Origin of the sequence: Streptomyces sp. GMY02 (assembly GCF_019056675.1) — a bacterium.
In the GTDB taxonomy this organism is placed as follows: Bacteria; Actinomycetota; Actinomycetes; order Streptomycetales; family Streptomycetaceae; genus Streptomyces; species Streptomyces odonnellii.
Window position 1 is genome coordinate 7,245,368 of record NZ_CP077658.1, and the last position, 15,526, is coordinate 7,260,893.

Genomic DNA, 15,526 nt, shown 5'->3' on the forward strand with positions numbered 1-15,526 from the left:
GCCGAGCCTACGCGGCCTCGTTCACCTGGTCGGAGTCGCCGCGGTGTACGGCGGCGGCCCACTCCTGGAGCAACACTTCGTACGCCTCCGAGGGCCAGGTCCCGTCGGCGGCGTCGACCAGCGCGCGAATCCGCTCATTGGCCGCAACGGCGTCAGCCGCCGAGGAGCCAGTGGCACGAGTGGAGGACATATGACAAGCGTAGGGGCAAGTGCGGTACCAGGGCACCGATCAGGGCGCGTCTTTGCTCACACTGTCCGATATCGCACCCGGATCGTGGCCCGAAATCCCGCCTTGCCCCGGCTCCGCCCGATCTGCCTGCGCCTACACCTGCGTCTGTGTCCGGGCGCCGGTCGGCCGCCGAACGGCAGACGGCCGACCTCGGCCCGCCGACCTCAGCCCGCCGACTCGCCCGCGTGCGGGCTGAGTGTGTCCGTACCGACCAGGGCGAGCAGCGCGATACCGAGCAGCACCCGGTAGATCACGAACGGCATGAAGCTCTTGGTCGTAATGAACTTCATGAACCAGGCGATAACGGCATATCCCACAACGAACGCGATGATCGTGGCGAAAATCGTGGGGCCCCAGGACACATGCCCGCCGTCGCCCGCGTCCTTCAGTTCGAACGCGCCGGAGGCCAGCACCGCCGGGATCGCGAGCAGGAACGAATAGCGCGCCGCCGCCTCGCGGGTGTATCCCATCAGCAGACCGCCGCTGATCGTCGCGCCCGAGCGCGAGACACCGGGCACCAGCGCCATCGCCTGGCAGATGCCGAAGATCAGACCGTCCCTGACACCCAGTTCCTTGAGCGACTTGCGCTCCCTGATGGCGCGGTGCTTGCCGCCGATCTCGTCACGGGCCGCGAGCCGGTCCGCCACGCCGAGGATGATGCCCATCACGATCAGCGTGGTCGCGATCAGCCGCAGATCACGGAACGGGCCCTCGATCTGGTCCTTGAAGGTCACCCCGAGCACACCGATCGGGATCGAACCCACGATGACCAGCCAGCCCATCTGGGCGTCATGGTCACCGCGCATCGCCTTGTTCACTAGCGAGCGGCACCATGCGGAAACGATACGGGCGATGTCCTTGCGGAAGTAGATCAGGACGGCCGCCTCCGTACCGATCTGGGTGATGGCGGTGAACGCCGCTCCCGGGTCGTGCCAGCCCGCGAAGGCCGCCGTCAGCCGCAGATGCGCGCTGGACGAGATGGGCAGGAACTCGGTCAGTCCCTGGACGAGCCCGAGAACGAAAGATTCGAACCATGACATGAGGTACTACGCCATCCCAGAAATAAGTGAGCGCGCGGCAGGCGGCATCCGGTGGCATGACAATCACACAATGGGCACGGTGATCTCATACCGGTTCGGGGCAGCGTAGCGTCTGCCGAGGACAGGACCGCTGGCAGCCCCCGGTGTGAGCCGCCCGTACCTCGCCGTTCGGGCCGCCCGGCCACCGCTCATGGCCCCTTGGACCGCCGTCGGCCGCATACGGCATTCCGCACAGTGAAAGGCCTACACATGGCGTCTCATGGAGAGGGATAGCTCACAGGCGCGCGCTCTGCTGCTCGTTCGGCGCGCTGTCCTAACATCTGGGCATGACGGTCCTGCCTGACGACGGGCTTTCCCTGGCCGCCGAGTTCCCCGACGCGACCCGCGAGCAGTGGCAGAGCCTGGTGGAGGGCGTACTGCGCAAAACGGGTCGTGATGTCACGGGACCGGCCGCCGAGGAGGCACTGGCCACAACACTTCAGGACGGGCTCACCACCCGTCCGCTCTACACCGCGGAGGACACGCCCGGCGACAGCGGCTATCCGGGTTTCGCTCCGTTCACCCGGGGCGGCCGGCCGGAGGGCGGTGCCGTCGCCGGCTGGGACGTACGGCAGCGCCATACGCGGCCCGATCCCGTGCGTACCAACGAAGCCGTGCTCGCCGACCTGGAGAACGGGGCGACCTCGCTGTGGCTGGGCGTGGGAGCCGCCGGAGTGCCGGTGAGCGGACTGGCCACCGCGCTCGACGGCGTCCTTCTCGACCTGGCGCCCGTCGCGCTCGACGCGGGCGACGAATTCGCGCCCGCCGCACGGGAGTTGCTGAAGCTCTACGACGAACGCGGCGTGGCACGCGACCAGGCGCGCGGCACCCTCGGCGCCGACCCGGTCGCCCAACTCGCCCGTACAGGACGGGAGACGGCAGGCGGGACCGAGGAGGCGGCCGGACTTGCCGCGCTCTGCCACCGTGAGTACCCCGGTCTGCGCGCGATCTGCGTCGACGCCCTGCCGTACCACGAGGCCGGCGCCTCGGACGCGCAGGAGCTGGGCTGTTCGCTCGCCACCGGAGTCGGCTGGCTGCGTGATCTCACCGCGGCCGGACTCTCCGTCGAAGCGGCCTGCGGACAGCTCGAATTCCGGTACGCGGCCACCGCGGACCAGTTCCTCACGATCGCCAAACTCCGTGCCGCGCGCAGGCTCTGGGCCCGGGTCGCCGAGGTCTGCGGCGCGCCCGCCGCCGGGGCGCAGCGCCAGCACGCCGTGACGTCGTCGGTGATGATGACCCGGCGCGACCCCTGGGTGAACATGCTGCGGACCACCGTCGCCGCGCTGGCCGCCGGGCTCGGCGGAGCCGACGCCGTGACCGTACTGCCCTTCGACCACACCCTCGGACTGCCCGACGACTTCTCCCGCAGAATCGCCCGCAACACGTCGACGATCCTGCTGGAGGAGTCGCACCTGGGGCGGGTCATCGACCCGGCGGGCGGTTCCTGGTACGTGGAGCGGCTCACCGACGACCTCGCGCACGCGGCCTGGGCCTGGTTCCAGGAGATCGAGCGCGCCGGCGGCCAACGAGCCGCCCTGCGCGACGGGTTGATCGGCGAGCGGATCTCCGCCACCTGGCGGGAGCGCTCGGAGAAGCTCGCCCGGCGGCGTGAACCCATCACCGGCGTCAGCGAGTTCCCGCAGCTCGCGCAGGTCCCGGTGGAGCGCGACCCGGCGCCGGAGCCGCCCGGCGGCGGACTGCCCGTCGTACGCCGTGACGAGGCGTACGAGGCGCTCCGCGCCCGCTCCGACGCGCATCTCGCGGCCACCGGCGCACGCCCCCGGGTCTTCCTGGCGGCCCTCGGACCCGCCGCCGCGCACACCGCGCGGGCCACCTTCGCCGCCAGCCTCTTCCAGGCCGGCGGAATCGAACCGGTCCACGAACCGATGTCGGTCGACGCGGACACCGCGGCCGAGGCCTTCACGCGCAGCGGCGCGGCCGTCGCCTGCCTCTGCTCCAGCGACGCGCTCTACACCGAGCACGCCGCGCCCGTCGCGGCGGCGCTCAAGTCCGTCGGCGCGCTGCGGGTCTTTCTCGCCGGCCGCCCCGGCGAGCACCGAGACACATATCTGGAGGCCGGAGTGGACGAGTTCGTCGTCGCGGGCGGTGACGCGGTCGCCGTCCTCACCTCCGTACTCGACCGGATGGGAGTGGCGTGATGGGGATCCCCGACTTCTCCGGCATCAGCCTGGATCCGGGTGACAGCGCCGCGGTCACCGAGGACCAGTGGCGTACGGCCGTCAAGGAGCACACCGGCCGGGCGGACGTAGAACTCGGCTGGGACACCCCCGAGGGCATCGCCGTCAAACCCCTCTACACCGCACACGACCTGGCGGGCCTCGACTTCCTCGGCACGTACCCCGGCATCGCGCCGTTCCTGCGCGGCCCGTACCCGACGATGTACGTCAACCAGCCGTGGACGATCAGGCAGTACGCGGGGTTCTCCACGGCCGAGGAGTCCAACGCCTTCTACCGGCGCAATCTCGCCGCCGGGCAGAAGGGCCTCTCCGTCGCCTTCGACCTGCCGACCCACCGCGGTTACGACAGCGACCATCCGCGGGTGACCGGCGACGTCGGGATGGCGGGCGTGGCCATCGACTCCATCTACGACATGCGGCAGCTCTTCGACGGCATCCCGCTGGACCGGATGAGCGTGTCGATGACGATGAACGGCGCGGTCCTGCCCGTACTCGCCCTCTACATCGTGGCAGCCGAGGAGCAGGGCGTACCGCCCGAGAAGCTGGCCGGGACCATCCAGAACGACATCCTCAAGGAGTTCATGGTCCGCAACACCTATATCTATCCGCCGAAACCGTCGATGCGGATCATCTCCGACATCTTCGCGTACACCTCGCGGAAGATGCCCCGCTACAACTCGATCTCCATCTCCGGCTACCACATCCAGGAAGCGGGGGCGACCGCCGATCTGGAGCTGGCGTACACCCTCGCCGACGGGGTCGAGTATCTGCGCGCCGGGCTCGGCGCCGGGCTCGATGTGGACGCGTTCGCGCCCCGGCTCTCCTTCTTCTGGGCCATCGGCATGAACTTCTTCATGGAGATCGCCAAACTGCGGGCGGCGCGGCTGCTCTGGGCCAGGCTGGTCAAGAAGTTCGACCCGGAGAACCCCAAGTCGCTGTCCCTGCGCACCCATTCGCAGACCTCTGGCTGGTCGCTCACCGCGCAGGACGTCTTCAACAATGTCACCCGCACCTGTGTGGAGGCGATGGCCGCCACCCAGGGCCACACCCAGTCGCTGCACACCAACGCGCTGGACGAGGCGCTGGCGCTGCCCACCGACTTCTCGGCCCGTATCGCCCGCAACACACAACTCCTGCTCCAGCAGGAGTCGGGGACCTGCCGGGTGACCGACCCCTGGGGCGGCAGCGCGTACGTCGAGAAGCTGACGTACGACCTGGCCCGGCGCGCCTGGCAGCACATCGAGGAGGTCGAGGCGGCGGGCGGCATGGCGCAGGCCATCGACGCCGGGATCCCCAAACTGCGGGTGGAGGAGGCGGCGGCCCGTACCCAGGCGCGGATCGACTCGGGGCGGCAGCCGGTCATCGGCGTCAACAAGTACCGGGTGGAGAGCGGCTCGGACGAGCAGATCGATGTACTCAAGGTCGACAACTCGTCGGTGCGGACCCAGCAGATCGAGAAGCTGCGGCGGCTGCGCGCCGAGCGAGACGAGTCGGCGTGCCAGGACGCGCTGCGGGCGCTCACGGCAGCGGCGGACACGGGCTCCGGGGGCGACGGCGGGGGCGCGCGTTCCGGCGACGGCCTGGAGGGGAATCTGCTGGCGCTCGCGGTGAACGCGGCCCGCGCGATGGCCACGGTCGGCGAGATCTCCGATGCCCTGGAGAAGGTGTACGGGCGGCACTCGGGCCAGATCCGTACGATTTCCGGTGTGTACCGGAACGAGGCAGGCACCTCCCCGGCCGTCGAGCGCACCCGCGCCGCGGTCGAGGACTTCGCGGCGGCCGAGGGGCGCCGCCCGCGCATCCTGGTCGCCAAGATGGGCCAGGACGGGCACGACCGCGGCCAGAAGGTGATCGCCACGGCCTTCGCCGACCTGGGCTTCGACGTGGATGTCGGCCCGCTGTTCCAGACGCCGGCGGAGGTGGCGCGGCAGGCGGTCGAGGCGGACGCGCATATCGTCGGCGTGTCGTCGTTGGCCGCCGGGCACCTCACGCTCGTACCGGCGCTGCGCGAGGAGCTCGCGGCGGAGGGGCGGGAGGACATCATGATCGTCGTCGGCGGGGTGATTCCGCCGCAGGACATCGAGGAGTTGCGCCGGGCGGGGGCCGCGGCGGTCTTCCCGCCCGGGACGGTGATTCCGGACGCTGCGGGGGATCTGCTGAGGGCGCTGGCGGGGGCGCTGGGGCATGAGCCTGACGGCTCGGGTCCAGGTGGCTCGGGTGCTGGTGGTGGCTCCGGCGCTGATGCCGGTGGTGGTGCCGGTTCCGGTGGGGCCGGTGGGCCGGGCGGCTCGGGTTCCGTGTCCGGTTCCGCTGTTGAGCGGTGAGCGTGTGGCGCCGCGGATCGACATCGACAGCTACGTCAAGGGCGTTCTGGACGGCTCCCGGTCGTCCGTCGCCCGTGCCATCACCCTCGTGGAGTCCACCCGGTCCGACCACCGCGCGCTCGCTCAGGAGCTGCTGACCGAGCTGCTGCCGCACTCGGGGAAGGCACGCCGGATCGGGATCAGCGGGGTGCCCGGCGTCGGCAAGTCCACTTTCATCGACGCGCTGGGAACGCTGCTCACGGGCCTCGGCCACCGGGTCGCGGTGCTCGCCGTCGACCCCTCGTCCACCAGGACCGGCGGCTCCATCCTGGGCGACAAGACCCGGATGGAACGGCTGGCGGTGGACCCGGCGGCGTTCGTACGTCCGTCCCCCACTGCGGGCACGCTGGGCGGCGTCGCGAAGGCGACCCGGGAGACCATCATCGTGATGGAGGCGGCGGGGTACGACGTCGTCCTGGTGGAGACGGTGGGCGTCGGCCAGTCCGAGACGACCGTCGCGCAGATGGTCGACTCGTTCCTGCTGCTGAGCCTCGCCCGGACCGGCGACCAGCTCCAGGGCATCAAGAAGGGCGTGCTGGAGCTGGCGGACGTCATCGCCGTCAACAAGGCGGACGGCCCGCACGAGCGCGACGCGCGGTCCGCGGCGCGCGAACTGGCGGGCGCGCTGCGGCTGATGCACCCGGCGGACGCGGTCTGGACCCCGCCGGTCCTGAGTTGCAGCGCGCGCGAGGGCACGGGCCTGGAGGAGGTCTGGGACCGCCTGGAGCAGCACCGCGCGGTCCTCGCGTCGGCCGGCCGCCTGGCGGACAAACGCAGCGACCAGCAGGTTGACTGGACCTGGTCGATGGTCCGCGACCACCTGCTGGACCGGCTGCGGGAACATCCGGCGGTACGGGAGGTGGCGCCGCGGGTGGAACGGGACGTACGGGAGGGCCGGCTGACGGCGACGTCGGCGGCGGAACGGATCATCGAGGCGCTGGGGTCGTAGGGCGCGTGGTGGTGCGGGCGCGGGTGTGCCTGGCGGTGTGGGCGCGGGCGCGTCCGGCGGCGCGTGGGCGCAAGGGCGCGCCGGGGTATGGGGGGCGCCCGCGGGGTTCGCCTGCGGCGGGCGTCGCGCCTGGCAGCGCGCGGGAGGCGGCTGCTCGTCAGCGCGCTTGGCGCCGGTGCGCCGTGCGGCGCCGGGCGGTCCTGGACGAACGCGTCCCGCTCTCCCTCCGCTCTCGGGTGCTCACTTCGGGTGCCCGGGCCTCTCTGCGGACACGTTTCTTCGCCGTGCCCCCGGCGGTTTCACCGGCTGTGTCACCGACGTCTTCCACGGTTTCGCCGGCCGTCTCGCCGATATCCTCGACGGCTTCGCCGACCGTGCCGCCGACCTGCTCGACGGTTTCACCGGCCCTGTCGCCGACGTCCTCGACCGTTTCCCGGGCTGCGTGCCCCAGGTCCTCGACGGCTTCGCCCGCTCCGTGCGCCACGTTCTCGACCGTCTCACCGGCCCCGCGTCCCACGTCCTCGACGGCTCGGCCCGTGCCCCTGCCCAGTTCGCCGACGGCCCGGCCGGCACCCGTTCCGACCTCCTGGACGACCATCCCCGCGCTCCGTGTCAACTGCTCCAGAATCTCCGGATTCCGGTCGATCGTCGTCAACACGCGATTGACGATGGCGGCCACATTGCCGAGACGGACCTTGAGCTGGGCCTGGGCCTCCACCCCCTTGATGCCGAGTTGCACCCTGCCGAGGTCCACATCGGCGCCCACCTGAAGCTTGAGCAGATCCAGGACCTCGGCCCGCAGGGACACACTCGCGGAGAGGTCCTCGACCTCAAGATCGATCTCCTCGATGTCCAGCACCGGGACATCGAGGTACACGTCCGAGGGGCCCTCGTTCACGATGTCGTCCCCGGCCAATTCGTCCTCGGCCGGCTCGTCGCCCTCGCGCGGGGCGACCTCGTCCGTCGGCTCCCCCTCGGCTTCGAGGTCGGCGTACTCGTTCCGGGCGCTTTCGTCGTCCATGGTGTCCGCACATCCTCAAGGATTCGGCTCCGTAAGCAATTGTCGGCTCCATCGATGCCCGACGCAATCGATGCAAGGCGCTTACGCACCCCGGGAATCCTTGGCGCGCAAGCGATTTGATGGATCGGCCGGAATCGGCCGGCGGGAATCGACGTGCCGAAATCGACGTACCGTCGTGATCGTTTCTCATGGAATCAGCCAAATGGCGTCATGGCGACATGCCGGGCAGAGTGGAAAGAAGAGGTCGCGGTCGTGAAGGTGACTCTCCGCGGTCGACAACACACCATGTGGCATGCATGGGCAGGGGAATGTCCCGCACTCGCAGGGGGCGCGCCGCACGAGGCTGGGCTCGGACGAATCATCCGCACGCGGTGTGCCGGCCGGGCGGACACCGGCTCCGGTCGAACGATGCGAACAATCGATGTGATCAGAACAATCGATGTGATCAAAGGTGGCACAGTCATGGATCGGACAACCAAAGTGGCTCTGGCTTCCGCGGTGCTGGGCGGCTATGTGCTCGGCCGTACGAAGAAAGGCCGCCTTGCCCTGACCGTCGCGACATTTCTGGCAGGCAAGGGTCTCGGCGTTGATCCGAAACAACTGGTCACCGACGGAGTGCGGCGCCTGGGCGAGATTCCGCAAGTCGCCGAATTGCAGGAGCAGGTGCGCGACGAAGGGCTCGACGCGGCCCGAGGCGCCCTCTCCGCCGTGGTCGACCGGGGAGTGGGCTCGCTCGGTGATTCGATCAGCGGCCGTGCCGCCAACCTCGCCGGGAAACGGGAGGAGCCGGACGAGACGGAAGAACAAGAGGAAGGAGTGGAGGAACCGGAGGACGAATACGAGGACGAGGAATCCGAGGAGGAAACGGAGGAGGAGCCGCCTTCGGGCCGGCGCCGTGGGAGGAAGTCGGACGAACTCCGGCGCAAGCAGCGTCAGCAGGGCAGGGCCACGGGCAAGACCGCCTCCCGGGCGGCGAAGAAGCCGGCGGCAGGCAAGGGCGCTCCGGCCCGGAGAGAGGCCAAGAAGTCGCTCTCGGCGAGGAAAAGGGCGGCCGGGACTTCTACCACGCGTAACAGCCGTCGGAGGTAGGCAGCCATGGTGAAGACAGCGGAGAAGGTCCGTGACGCCGGCAGTTCGGTGGCTGGCCGGGTGCGCGGAGAGGTCACGCATTACGTCGGAATGCAACTGGAGCACGCGGTGGGAAAGGCGGCCGAGAAGCTCAGCGAGAAAGTCTCCGACGTCACGGAACAGCTCACACAAGTCGCCGAGAACGGGGGACAGTTGCCTGCTATCGGCTCCCGTATCCTGCACGGCGAGTCACCGTTGAAGGCGTTCCTGAGTGAGAAGGCGAAGGCCGCGAAGGACAGCGTGGTCCAGCGGGCGAAGGACATTTTCGGCGGCGGTGGCGGCGGCCGGAAGGCGGGTGACACGAAGGTCACGAACATCGTTGAATTCATCGACGTGGGTGTGCCGGTCCGGACCGCCTACGACCACTGGACGCAGTACGAGAACTTCAGCGGTTTCACCAAGGGCGTCAGAAACGTTTCGAAAAGTGACGACGTGACGAGTGCATGGCGGACGAAGGTCGGCCCTTCGACGCGGAGTTACAAGGCCACCGTCCAGGAACAGATACCCGACGACCGCATCGTGTGGACCTCGGAGGGCTCCAAGGGCGCGACCCACGGCGCCGTCAGTTTCCATGAACTGGCGCCGAATCTCACCCGGATCGCCCTCGTCGTCGAGTACTACCCCTCGGGGTTCTTCGAGAAGACGGGCAATCTGTGGCGTGCTCAGGGCCGTCGGCTCCGCCTCGACTTCAAGCACTTCCAGCGGCACGTGACCCTCGCGGACGAGGATCCCGATGGCTGGCGCGGCGAGATCAGGGAGGGCGAAGTCGTCCGTACGCATGAGGAGGCGATGGAGGACGAAGAGGCGATGGAGGAGGAGGCGATGGAGGAGGAATCGGCTGAGGACTCCGAACCCGGCGAAGCCGATGATGAAGCCGAGGACGATGACGAAGCAGCCGAAGCCGAAACCGATGCCGACGCCGACCGGTGACTCCGAGAGCGGGACAGCGGATCTCGTCCTCAACGACGCCACCGCGTCAATGCGCGGGGCGGCCGAACACGATGGCTGATTCAGGCGAGTGCGGGCATGCTGGGCCCAGGCACGATCATGGGCCCGGAGCCGAGAGGGGAATCGTATGGATCAGCAGGAGCTTCAGAAGCGGTTCGCGGTGCTGACCACCGCCCATCTGGCCGACGCGTGCATCCGGGCGCGCGTTCCCGTGCGCTGCGCGCCCCCGGCCGTGCGGCCCGTCGTACCCGGCGGCCGGCTGGCGGGGCGGGTGTCACCGGCCAGGCACGCCGGCAGTGTGGACATCTTCCTGGAGGCCTTCGAAGAGGCCGGGCCCGGCGATGTGCTGGTGGTCGACAACGGCGGGCGGACCGACGAGGCGTGTGTCGGCGATCTCGTGGTGCTGGAGGCTGAGGCGGCGGGACTGGCGGGCGTTGTGATCTGGGGACTGCACCGCGACACCGCCGACATCCTGGCGATCGGACTGCCGGTGTTCAGCACGGGAGCGACCCCGACGGGCCCGCAGCGGCTGGACGTCCGTCCCGAGGACGCGATCGGGTCCGCCACGGTGGGCGAGTGGACGGTGGGGCGTGCGGACCTCGTCCTGGCCGATGACGACGGGGTGCTCTTCGTACCCGCCGACCGGGCCGAGGAGCTGTTCGCGCTCGCCGAGACCATCCGTGACACCGAGCGGCGCCAGGCCGACCGGATCCGCTCCGGTGAGTCCCTGCGCAGCCAGGTACGGTTCGACGCCTACCTCGCCGCGCGCCGGCAGACGCCGTCCCTGACCTTCCGCGAGCACCTGCGGGCCGTCGGCGGCGCCATCGAGGAGTGACACGCACCCCCACCGCCCGGAAACAGCCCCTCAGCCGATGCTGAACGCGCCCTCCGGCGGCCTCGGTGACGGCACCGCGCCGCTGTCCCGTACGACCGCCGCCGCCCCGATGAACCGCCGGAGCGACGCGCCCTCCTCCACCCGGGCGGGGAAGGCGTCTGACGCGGCACGGCGGGCCAGTGCCGCCGTGTCGAACGCGGTGTGCGAGGCGACCAGTACGGCATTGCCGAAGCGCCGCCCGCGCAGCACGCCCGGCTCCGCGATCAGCGCCAGCTCCTCGAAGACCGAGGCGAACGTGGCCAGTTGGGAGCGGAGAAAGCCGAAGGGCGCGCCATCGGCGAGATTGGCGGCATAGATCCCGTCGCTCTTCAGCACCCGCTCCGCCTCCCGCGCGTACTCGACCGAAGTGAGGTGCGCGGGCACCCGTGAACCGCCGAACACATCCGCGATCAGCACGTCCGCCGACCGCGCGGGCGCCGTTTCGAGCCAGCGGCGGGCATCCGCGCTCCGTACGGTGATGCCGGTGCCGGCCGGTATCGGCAGCCGTTCCGCGACCAGCGCCAGCAGTGCCGCGTCGGCCTCCACCACACACTGCGCCGAGCCGGGCCGGGTCGCCGCCACATAGCGCGGCAGTGTGCAGGCCCCGCCGCCGAGGTGGAGCACGGTCAGCGGTTCGCCGTCGCCAGCCGCGCAGTCGACGACATGGGCGAGCCGCCGTACGTACTCGAACTCCAGATGCGTCGGCTCGTCCAGGTCGACATACGACTGCGGCGCCCCGTCGACCGTCAGCAGCCAGGCACGCTCCCGGTCCACGTCGGGCAGCAGCTTCGCGGTACCGCCGTCGACGGCGCGCAGCACGGGGACGGGCTCATCAGGCTCGTCGGGCTCGTTCACCCTCCCATTGTGTACGGTCCGGCGCCCGCCCCCCGTCGAGGGAGGCGGGCGCCGGACCGCTTGAGCGGGCGCCTTCGGACGCCAGCGGGGGCCGTCAGATCAGCGACGTGACCGTACCGGCGCCGACCGTACGGCCGCCCTCGCGGATCGCGAAGCCGAGCCCCGGCTCCAGCGGAATGTCACGCCCCAGCTCCACGGTCAGCGCGACCGTGTCCCCGGGACGCGCCACCGCCGCCTCGCCCAGGTCGATGTCGCCGACCACATCCGCCGTACGGATGTAGAACTGCGGCCGGTACCCGCTGGTGACCGGTGTCGTACGGCCGCCCTCGCGCGCCGACAGCACATACACCTGCGCGGTGAAGCGCCTGCTCGGTACGAGACTGCCCGGCGCCGCCACCACATGGCCCCGGCGCACCGCGTCACGTGGCATCCCGCGCAGCAGCAGCGCGACATTGTCCCCGGCCTCCGCGGACTCCATCGGCTTGCCGAAGGTCTCCAGGCCGGTCACCACCGTCTCCGCGCCGGCGCCCAGCACCTCCACCCGGTCACCCACCCGTACCGTGCCGCGCTCGACGGCGCCGGTGACGACCGTGCCGCGGCCGGTGATGGTGAGGACGTTCTCCACCGGGAGCAGGAACGGCGCGTCCGTGTACCTGACAGGCATCGGCACATATGTGTCGACGGCGTCGAGCAGCGCCTCCACGGCCGCCGTCCAGCGCGGGTCGCCCTCCAGGGCACGCAGCCCCGAGACCCGGACGACGGGCGCGGCGTCGCCGCCGTACCCGTGCTCGGTGAGCAGCTCGCGCACCTCCAGCTCGACCAGGTCGGTCAGCTCGTCGTCGCCCGCGTCGGCCTTGTTGAGGGCGACGACGATGTGATTGACGCCGACCTGGCGGGCGAGCAGGACGTGCTCGGCGGTCTGCGGCATGATCCCGTCGAGCGCGGAGACGACGAGGATCGCTCCGTCGAGCTGGGCCGCGCCGGTCACCATGTTCTTGATGTAGTCGGCGTGGCCCGGCATGTCCACATGGGCGTAGTGCCGGGTGTCCGTCTCGTACTCGACGTGCGAGATGTTGATGGTGATCCCGCGGGCGGCCTCCTCCGGGGCCCGGTCGATCCGGTCGAACGGTACGAAGGAGCTGGTCCCGCGGTCGCTGAGGACCTTGGTGATGGCGGCGGTCAGGGTGGTCTTGCCGTGGTCGACATGGCCCATGGTGCCGATGTTCAGGTGCGGCTTGGTGCGCACGTATGCCGTCTTGGGCATGGTTCGCTGGTTCCTTCCCGGAACTCGGAGCTGAGAGGGACCCCCGGGCCTTGCCGACCCTCCCCCTGCGGGGTCCGCCGGACGATCCGGGAAGGGTCAGCTTCGGGCGCCGCCGAAGGGCGCTGCCGCGGCGGATGCCGCTGCTTCGGCATCCGTGGCCGCTGCGAAGGCATCCGCCGGGACGACTGCCGCGACGGGTGCGACAGGCGCGGCCGTGCACGCCACGAGGAAGACGGCAGCCTCCGGCGCGTCCGCGACTGCGGACGGCGCTGCGGGGAAGGCGTACCGGACCATGTCCCCGATCCTCGCCCAGCCCGTCCGCCCGCGTCGAACGATTTTCCGCCGGGCCGCAGTTGGCCGACTCCTGCCGTGGGACCGCCCGAGGCGCCGCTGACCGGCGCGTTCTTCGACCCGGTGTGCCCGTGTTGTGCCGGACACACGCCGGACGGGAGGCCTCCGTCACCAGGCCCCCGGCGACCGGACATCTTCGTCGGTTACGCTCCCCGCGTGCTCGACACCGCCCCCCGGTCCTCGCGAAGCCTCGCGCTCCGTTGCTACCGGGCACTTCTCTCGCCCTGGGCGAGATTCGCCGTACTCGTGGTGCTGCTCGGTGCCGCGGCCACGGTGGTGCTGCTCTATGAGCCGCAGAAGCTGCTGTCCGACGGCTGGCTGCCACGCGTCGGCGGGGGCGTCGCCGTGGTGCTGTTCACCGTGGGGTACGGGCTGTGCGCCACCGCGTTCGTACCGCGCCCGCTGCTCAACATCGCCTCCGGCGCGCTCCTCGGTTCGTATCTCGGGCTGGTCGCCGCGCTCGCCGGGACGGTGCTGAGCGCGGCCATGTCCTTCGGGCTCGGGCGCATGCTGGGCCAGGACGCCCTCCGTCCGCTGCTGCGGGGCCGCTGGCTGAAGGCGATAGACCGTCAGCTCAGCACCCACAGCTTCCGGTCGATGCTGATCATCCGGCTCTTCCCCGGTGTGCCGTTCGCCCCGATCAATTACGGCGCGGCCGTCTCCCGGATGCGCTGGACACCGTTCCTGCTGGCGACCCTGATCGGTTCGATCCCCAACAACGCGGCGTATGTGGTCGCGGGCAGCCGCGCCGCCTCGCCGACCTCGCCGGTGTTCCTGATCGCGATGGGGTTCATCGTGGTCAGCGGGCTGGTCGCGGCGGTGGTCGCCTGGCGCAAGCGCCACCACCTCCGCCGCTGACCACGCGCTCCGCCCTCAGACCCCGCCGGCCAGTCCGAGGTCGCCGCCCGGCGGCGGGGCGAAGAACCGCGCCACATCCGCCTCCGTGACCTGCGCCAGCTCCTTCGGGGACCACCGCGGCCTGCGGTCCTTGTCGATGACCTGCGCCCTGATCCCCTCCACCAGATCGGGCGTGGCCAGCGCGGCGCACGAGGCCCGGTACTCCTGGTCGAGCGCCTCCTCCAGCGTCGGCAGCAGACGGACCCGGCGCAGCGCTTCCAGGGTTGCCTTGAGCACGGTGGGCGACCGCGTCAGGATCGTCTCGGCGGCCTCCTTCGCCGCGGGCAGACCGGTGGCGAGCAGCCGCTCGACGATCTCTTCCACGGTGTCCGCCGCGTAGCAGGGGTCGATCCACTCACGGTCCGCGGCGAGTTGGCCCTCGGGCGCGGCCGTCCCGTACCCCCGTACCGTCGCGGTCACGTGCGCCGCCTCACGTACGTCGGGGCCGGCGAGCGCGGTCCGTACGGCGTCCAGCCGCTCGGCGGGTACGAAGTGATCCGCGAGGCCGCAGAGCAGCGCGTCGGCGGCGCCCACCGCCCGGCCGGTGAGGGCGAGATGGGTGCCCAGCTCGCCCGGTGCGCGCGAGAGGAGATGTGTGCCGCCGACATCGGGGACGAGGCCGATGCCGGTCTCGGGCATGGCGACCGCCGACCGTTCGGTGACGATCCGGACGGTGCCGTGCGCCGAGACACCGACGCCGCCGCCCATCACAATGCCGTCCATCAGTGCCACATAGGGCTTGGGGAAGCGGGCGATCCGGGCGTTGAGCCGGTACTCGTCGCGCCAGAAGGTGGGTGAGGCGGCGCCGCCGGTGCGCGCGTCCTCATGGATCGCGCGGATGTCGCCGCCGGCGCACAGCCCGCGCTCGCCGGCGCCCGAGATGATCACCGCTGTCACGCTCTCGTCGTTCTCCCACCGGGCGAGCGCCTCGGTGATCCGCAGCACCATGGGGTGGGTGAGCGCGTTGAGCGCGCGGGGCCGGTTGAGCGTGATGCGGGCGGTGCGGCCCGCCCGGTCGAGCAGTACCGGTTCGTCTTCGTGGACCATGGCGCCAGTATTCAGGACCCATGTTTCGAGCATGTCGAGTTCCGGACCTATGCTGGACGCGCAGTCGGTTCGCCCTGTCCGCCAGGCAGGCGCGTCGCAAGAGGGAACCCGGTGGGAATCCGGGACTGCCCCGCAGCGGTGAGTGGGAACGACCGCCGTCATACGCACTGGACGCACCGCGTCCGGGAAGCGACGGCCAGTAGATGCCTTGTCCGCGTACGCACATCGCGTACAGGCACAAGGCGCGCCCGCGAGTCCGAAGACCTGCCACTGCCCGTGTGCGAGGACCGCGCACGGAGATCTCGGTGACCTCGTGGGCG

At 70.6% G+C, this 15,526-nt stretch carries 13 protein-coding genes and 1 riboswitch; of the genes, 7 read left to right on the plus strand and 6 right to left on the minus strand.

All coding sequences use genetic code 11. The features are described 5' to 3' along the window. Nucleotides 1-7: 7 nt before the first annotated feature. Together KQY30_RS30865 and KQY30_RS30870 are read right to left on the minus strand one after the other, a co-directional pair. A complete protein-coding gene (locus KQY30_RS30865) occupies nucleotides 8-190 on the minus strand; it encodes a hypothetical protein (RefSeq protein ID WP_046500521.1) in 183 nt (60 codons plus the stop codon). Nucleotides 191-393: 203 nt separating this feature from the next. Beyond that, nucleotides 394-1,269 carry an undecaprenyl-diphosphate phosphatase gene (locus KQY30_RS30870; protein ID WP_217309841.1) on the minus strand — a complete coding sequence of 292 codons (876 nt, stop codon included), beginning with the start codon at nucleotides 1,267-1,269 and terminating at the stop codon, nucleotides 394-396. Nucleotides 1,270-1,595: 326 nt separating this feature from the next. Between KQY30_RS30870 and KQY30_RS30875 the strand changes: the two genes are divergently transcribed. From KQY30_RS30875 to meaB, 3 genes are read left to right on the plus strand one after another with little or no spacing between them, the layout of a single operon-like run. After that, nucleotides 1,596-3,470: a methylmalonyl-CoA mutase family protein gene (locus KQY30_RS30875; protein ID WP_217309843.1), complete on the plus strand. Its 1,875-nt coding sequence runs from the start codon at nucleotides 1,596-1,598 to the stop codon at nucleotides 3,468-3,470. Further along, the gene (gene scpA, locus KQY30_RS30880) at nucleotides 3,470-5,833 is read left to right on the plus strand and encodes a methylmalonyl-CoA mutase (RefSeq protein ID WP_217309845.1); all 2,364 of its coding nucleotides are present in this window, start codon (nucleotides 3,470-3,472) and stop codon (nucleotides 5,831-5,833) included. The genes KQY30_RS30875 and scpA overlap by 1 nt, the downstream gene beginning before the upstream one ends. Before the next feature lie 4 nt (nucleotides 5,834-5,837). Next, nucleotides 5,838-6,821, plus strand: a complete 984-nt coding sequence (meaB, locus tag KQY30_RS30885) for a methylmalonyl Co-A mutase-associated GTPase MeaB (RefSeq protein ID WP_217311415.1) — start codon at nucleotides 5,838-5,840, stop codon at nucleotides 6,819-6,821. Between the two features lie 157 nt (nucleotides 6,822-6,978). On the opposite strand, the gene KQY30_RS30890 is transcribed toward meaB, so the two are convergent. Next, entirely contained in the window at nucleotides 6,979-7,842 is an 864-nt protein-coding gene (locus tag KQY30_RS30890; protein ID WP_217309846.1) for a hypothetical protein, read from the minus strand. A 462-nt stretch (nucleotides 7,843-8,304) separates the two neighbouring features. Here KQY30_RS30890 and KQY30_RS30895 point away from each other — a divergent pair, with 462 nt between their 5' ends. The 3 genes from KQY30_RS30895 to KQY30_RS30905 all read left to right on the plus strand — a co-directional run bounded on the left by KQY30_RS30895 (nucleotide 8,305) and on the right by KQY30_RS30905 (nucleotide 10,753). After that, nucleotides 8,305-8,931, plus strand: coding sequence for a histone protein (locus tag KQY30_RS30895; protein WP_217309848.1), 627 nt, complete (start codon nucleotides 8,305-8,307; stop codon nucleotides 8,929-8,931). A 6-nt stretch (nucleotides 8,932-8,937) separates the two neighbouring features. Beyond that, a complete protein-coding gene (locus KQY30_RS30900; protein ID WP_217309850.1) occupies nucleotides 8,938-9,900 on the plus strand; it encodes an SRPBCC family protein in 963 nt (320 codons plus the stop codon). Between the two features lie 145 nt (nucleotides 9,901-10,045). Further along, nucleotides 10,046-10,753: an RraA family protein gene (locus KQY30_RS30905; RefSeq protein ID WP_217309852.1), complete on the plus strand. Its 708-nt coding sequence runs from the start codon at nucleotides 10,046-10,048 to the stop codon at nucleotides 10,751-10,753. Between the two features lie 30 nt (nucleotides 10,754-10,783). Here KQY30_RS30905 and KQY30_RS30910 read toward each other — a convergent pair whose 3' ends face one another. Both KQY30_RS30910 and tuf read right to left on the minus strand, forming a co-directional pair. Further along, the gene (locus KQY30_RS30910) at nucleotides 10,784-11,647 is read right to left on the minus strand and encodes a spermidine synthase (protein WP_217309853.1); all 864 of its coding nucleotides are present in this window, start codon (nucleotides 11,645-11,647) and stop codon (nucleotides 10,784-10,786) included. Between the two features lie 94 nt (nucleotides 11,648-11,741). Further along, entirely contained in the window at nucleotides 11,742-12,911 is a 1,170-nt protein-coding gene (gene tuf / locus KQY30_RS30915; RefSeq protein WP_217309855.1) for an elongation factor Tu, read from the minus strand. Between the two features lie 507 nt (nucleotides 12,912-13,418). Between tuf and KQY30_RS30920 the strand changes: the two genes are divergently transcribed. Beyond that, entirely contained in the window at nucleotides 13,419-14,120 is a 702-nt protein-coding gene (locus KQY30_RS30920) for a TVP38/TMEM64 family protein (protein ID WP_217309857.1), read from the plus strand. A gap of 15 nt (nucleotides 14,121-14,135) precedes the next feature. Here the strand turns inward: KQY30_RS30920 and KQY30_RS30925 are convergent, their stop codons facing one another. Next, nucleotides 14,136-15,206: an enoyl-CoA hydratase/isomerase family protein gene (locus KQY30_RS30925; RefSeq protein ID WP_217309858.1), complete on the minus strand. Its 1,071-nt coding sequence runs from the start codon at nucleotides 15,204-15,206 to the stop codon at nucleotides 14,136-14,138. Nucleotides 15,207-15,254: 48 nt separating this feature from the next. Continuing rightward, a riboswitch (cobalamin riboswitch) is annotated at nucleotides 15,255-15,493 on the plus strand. Nucleotides 15,494-15,526: the final 33 nt, after the last annotated feature.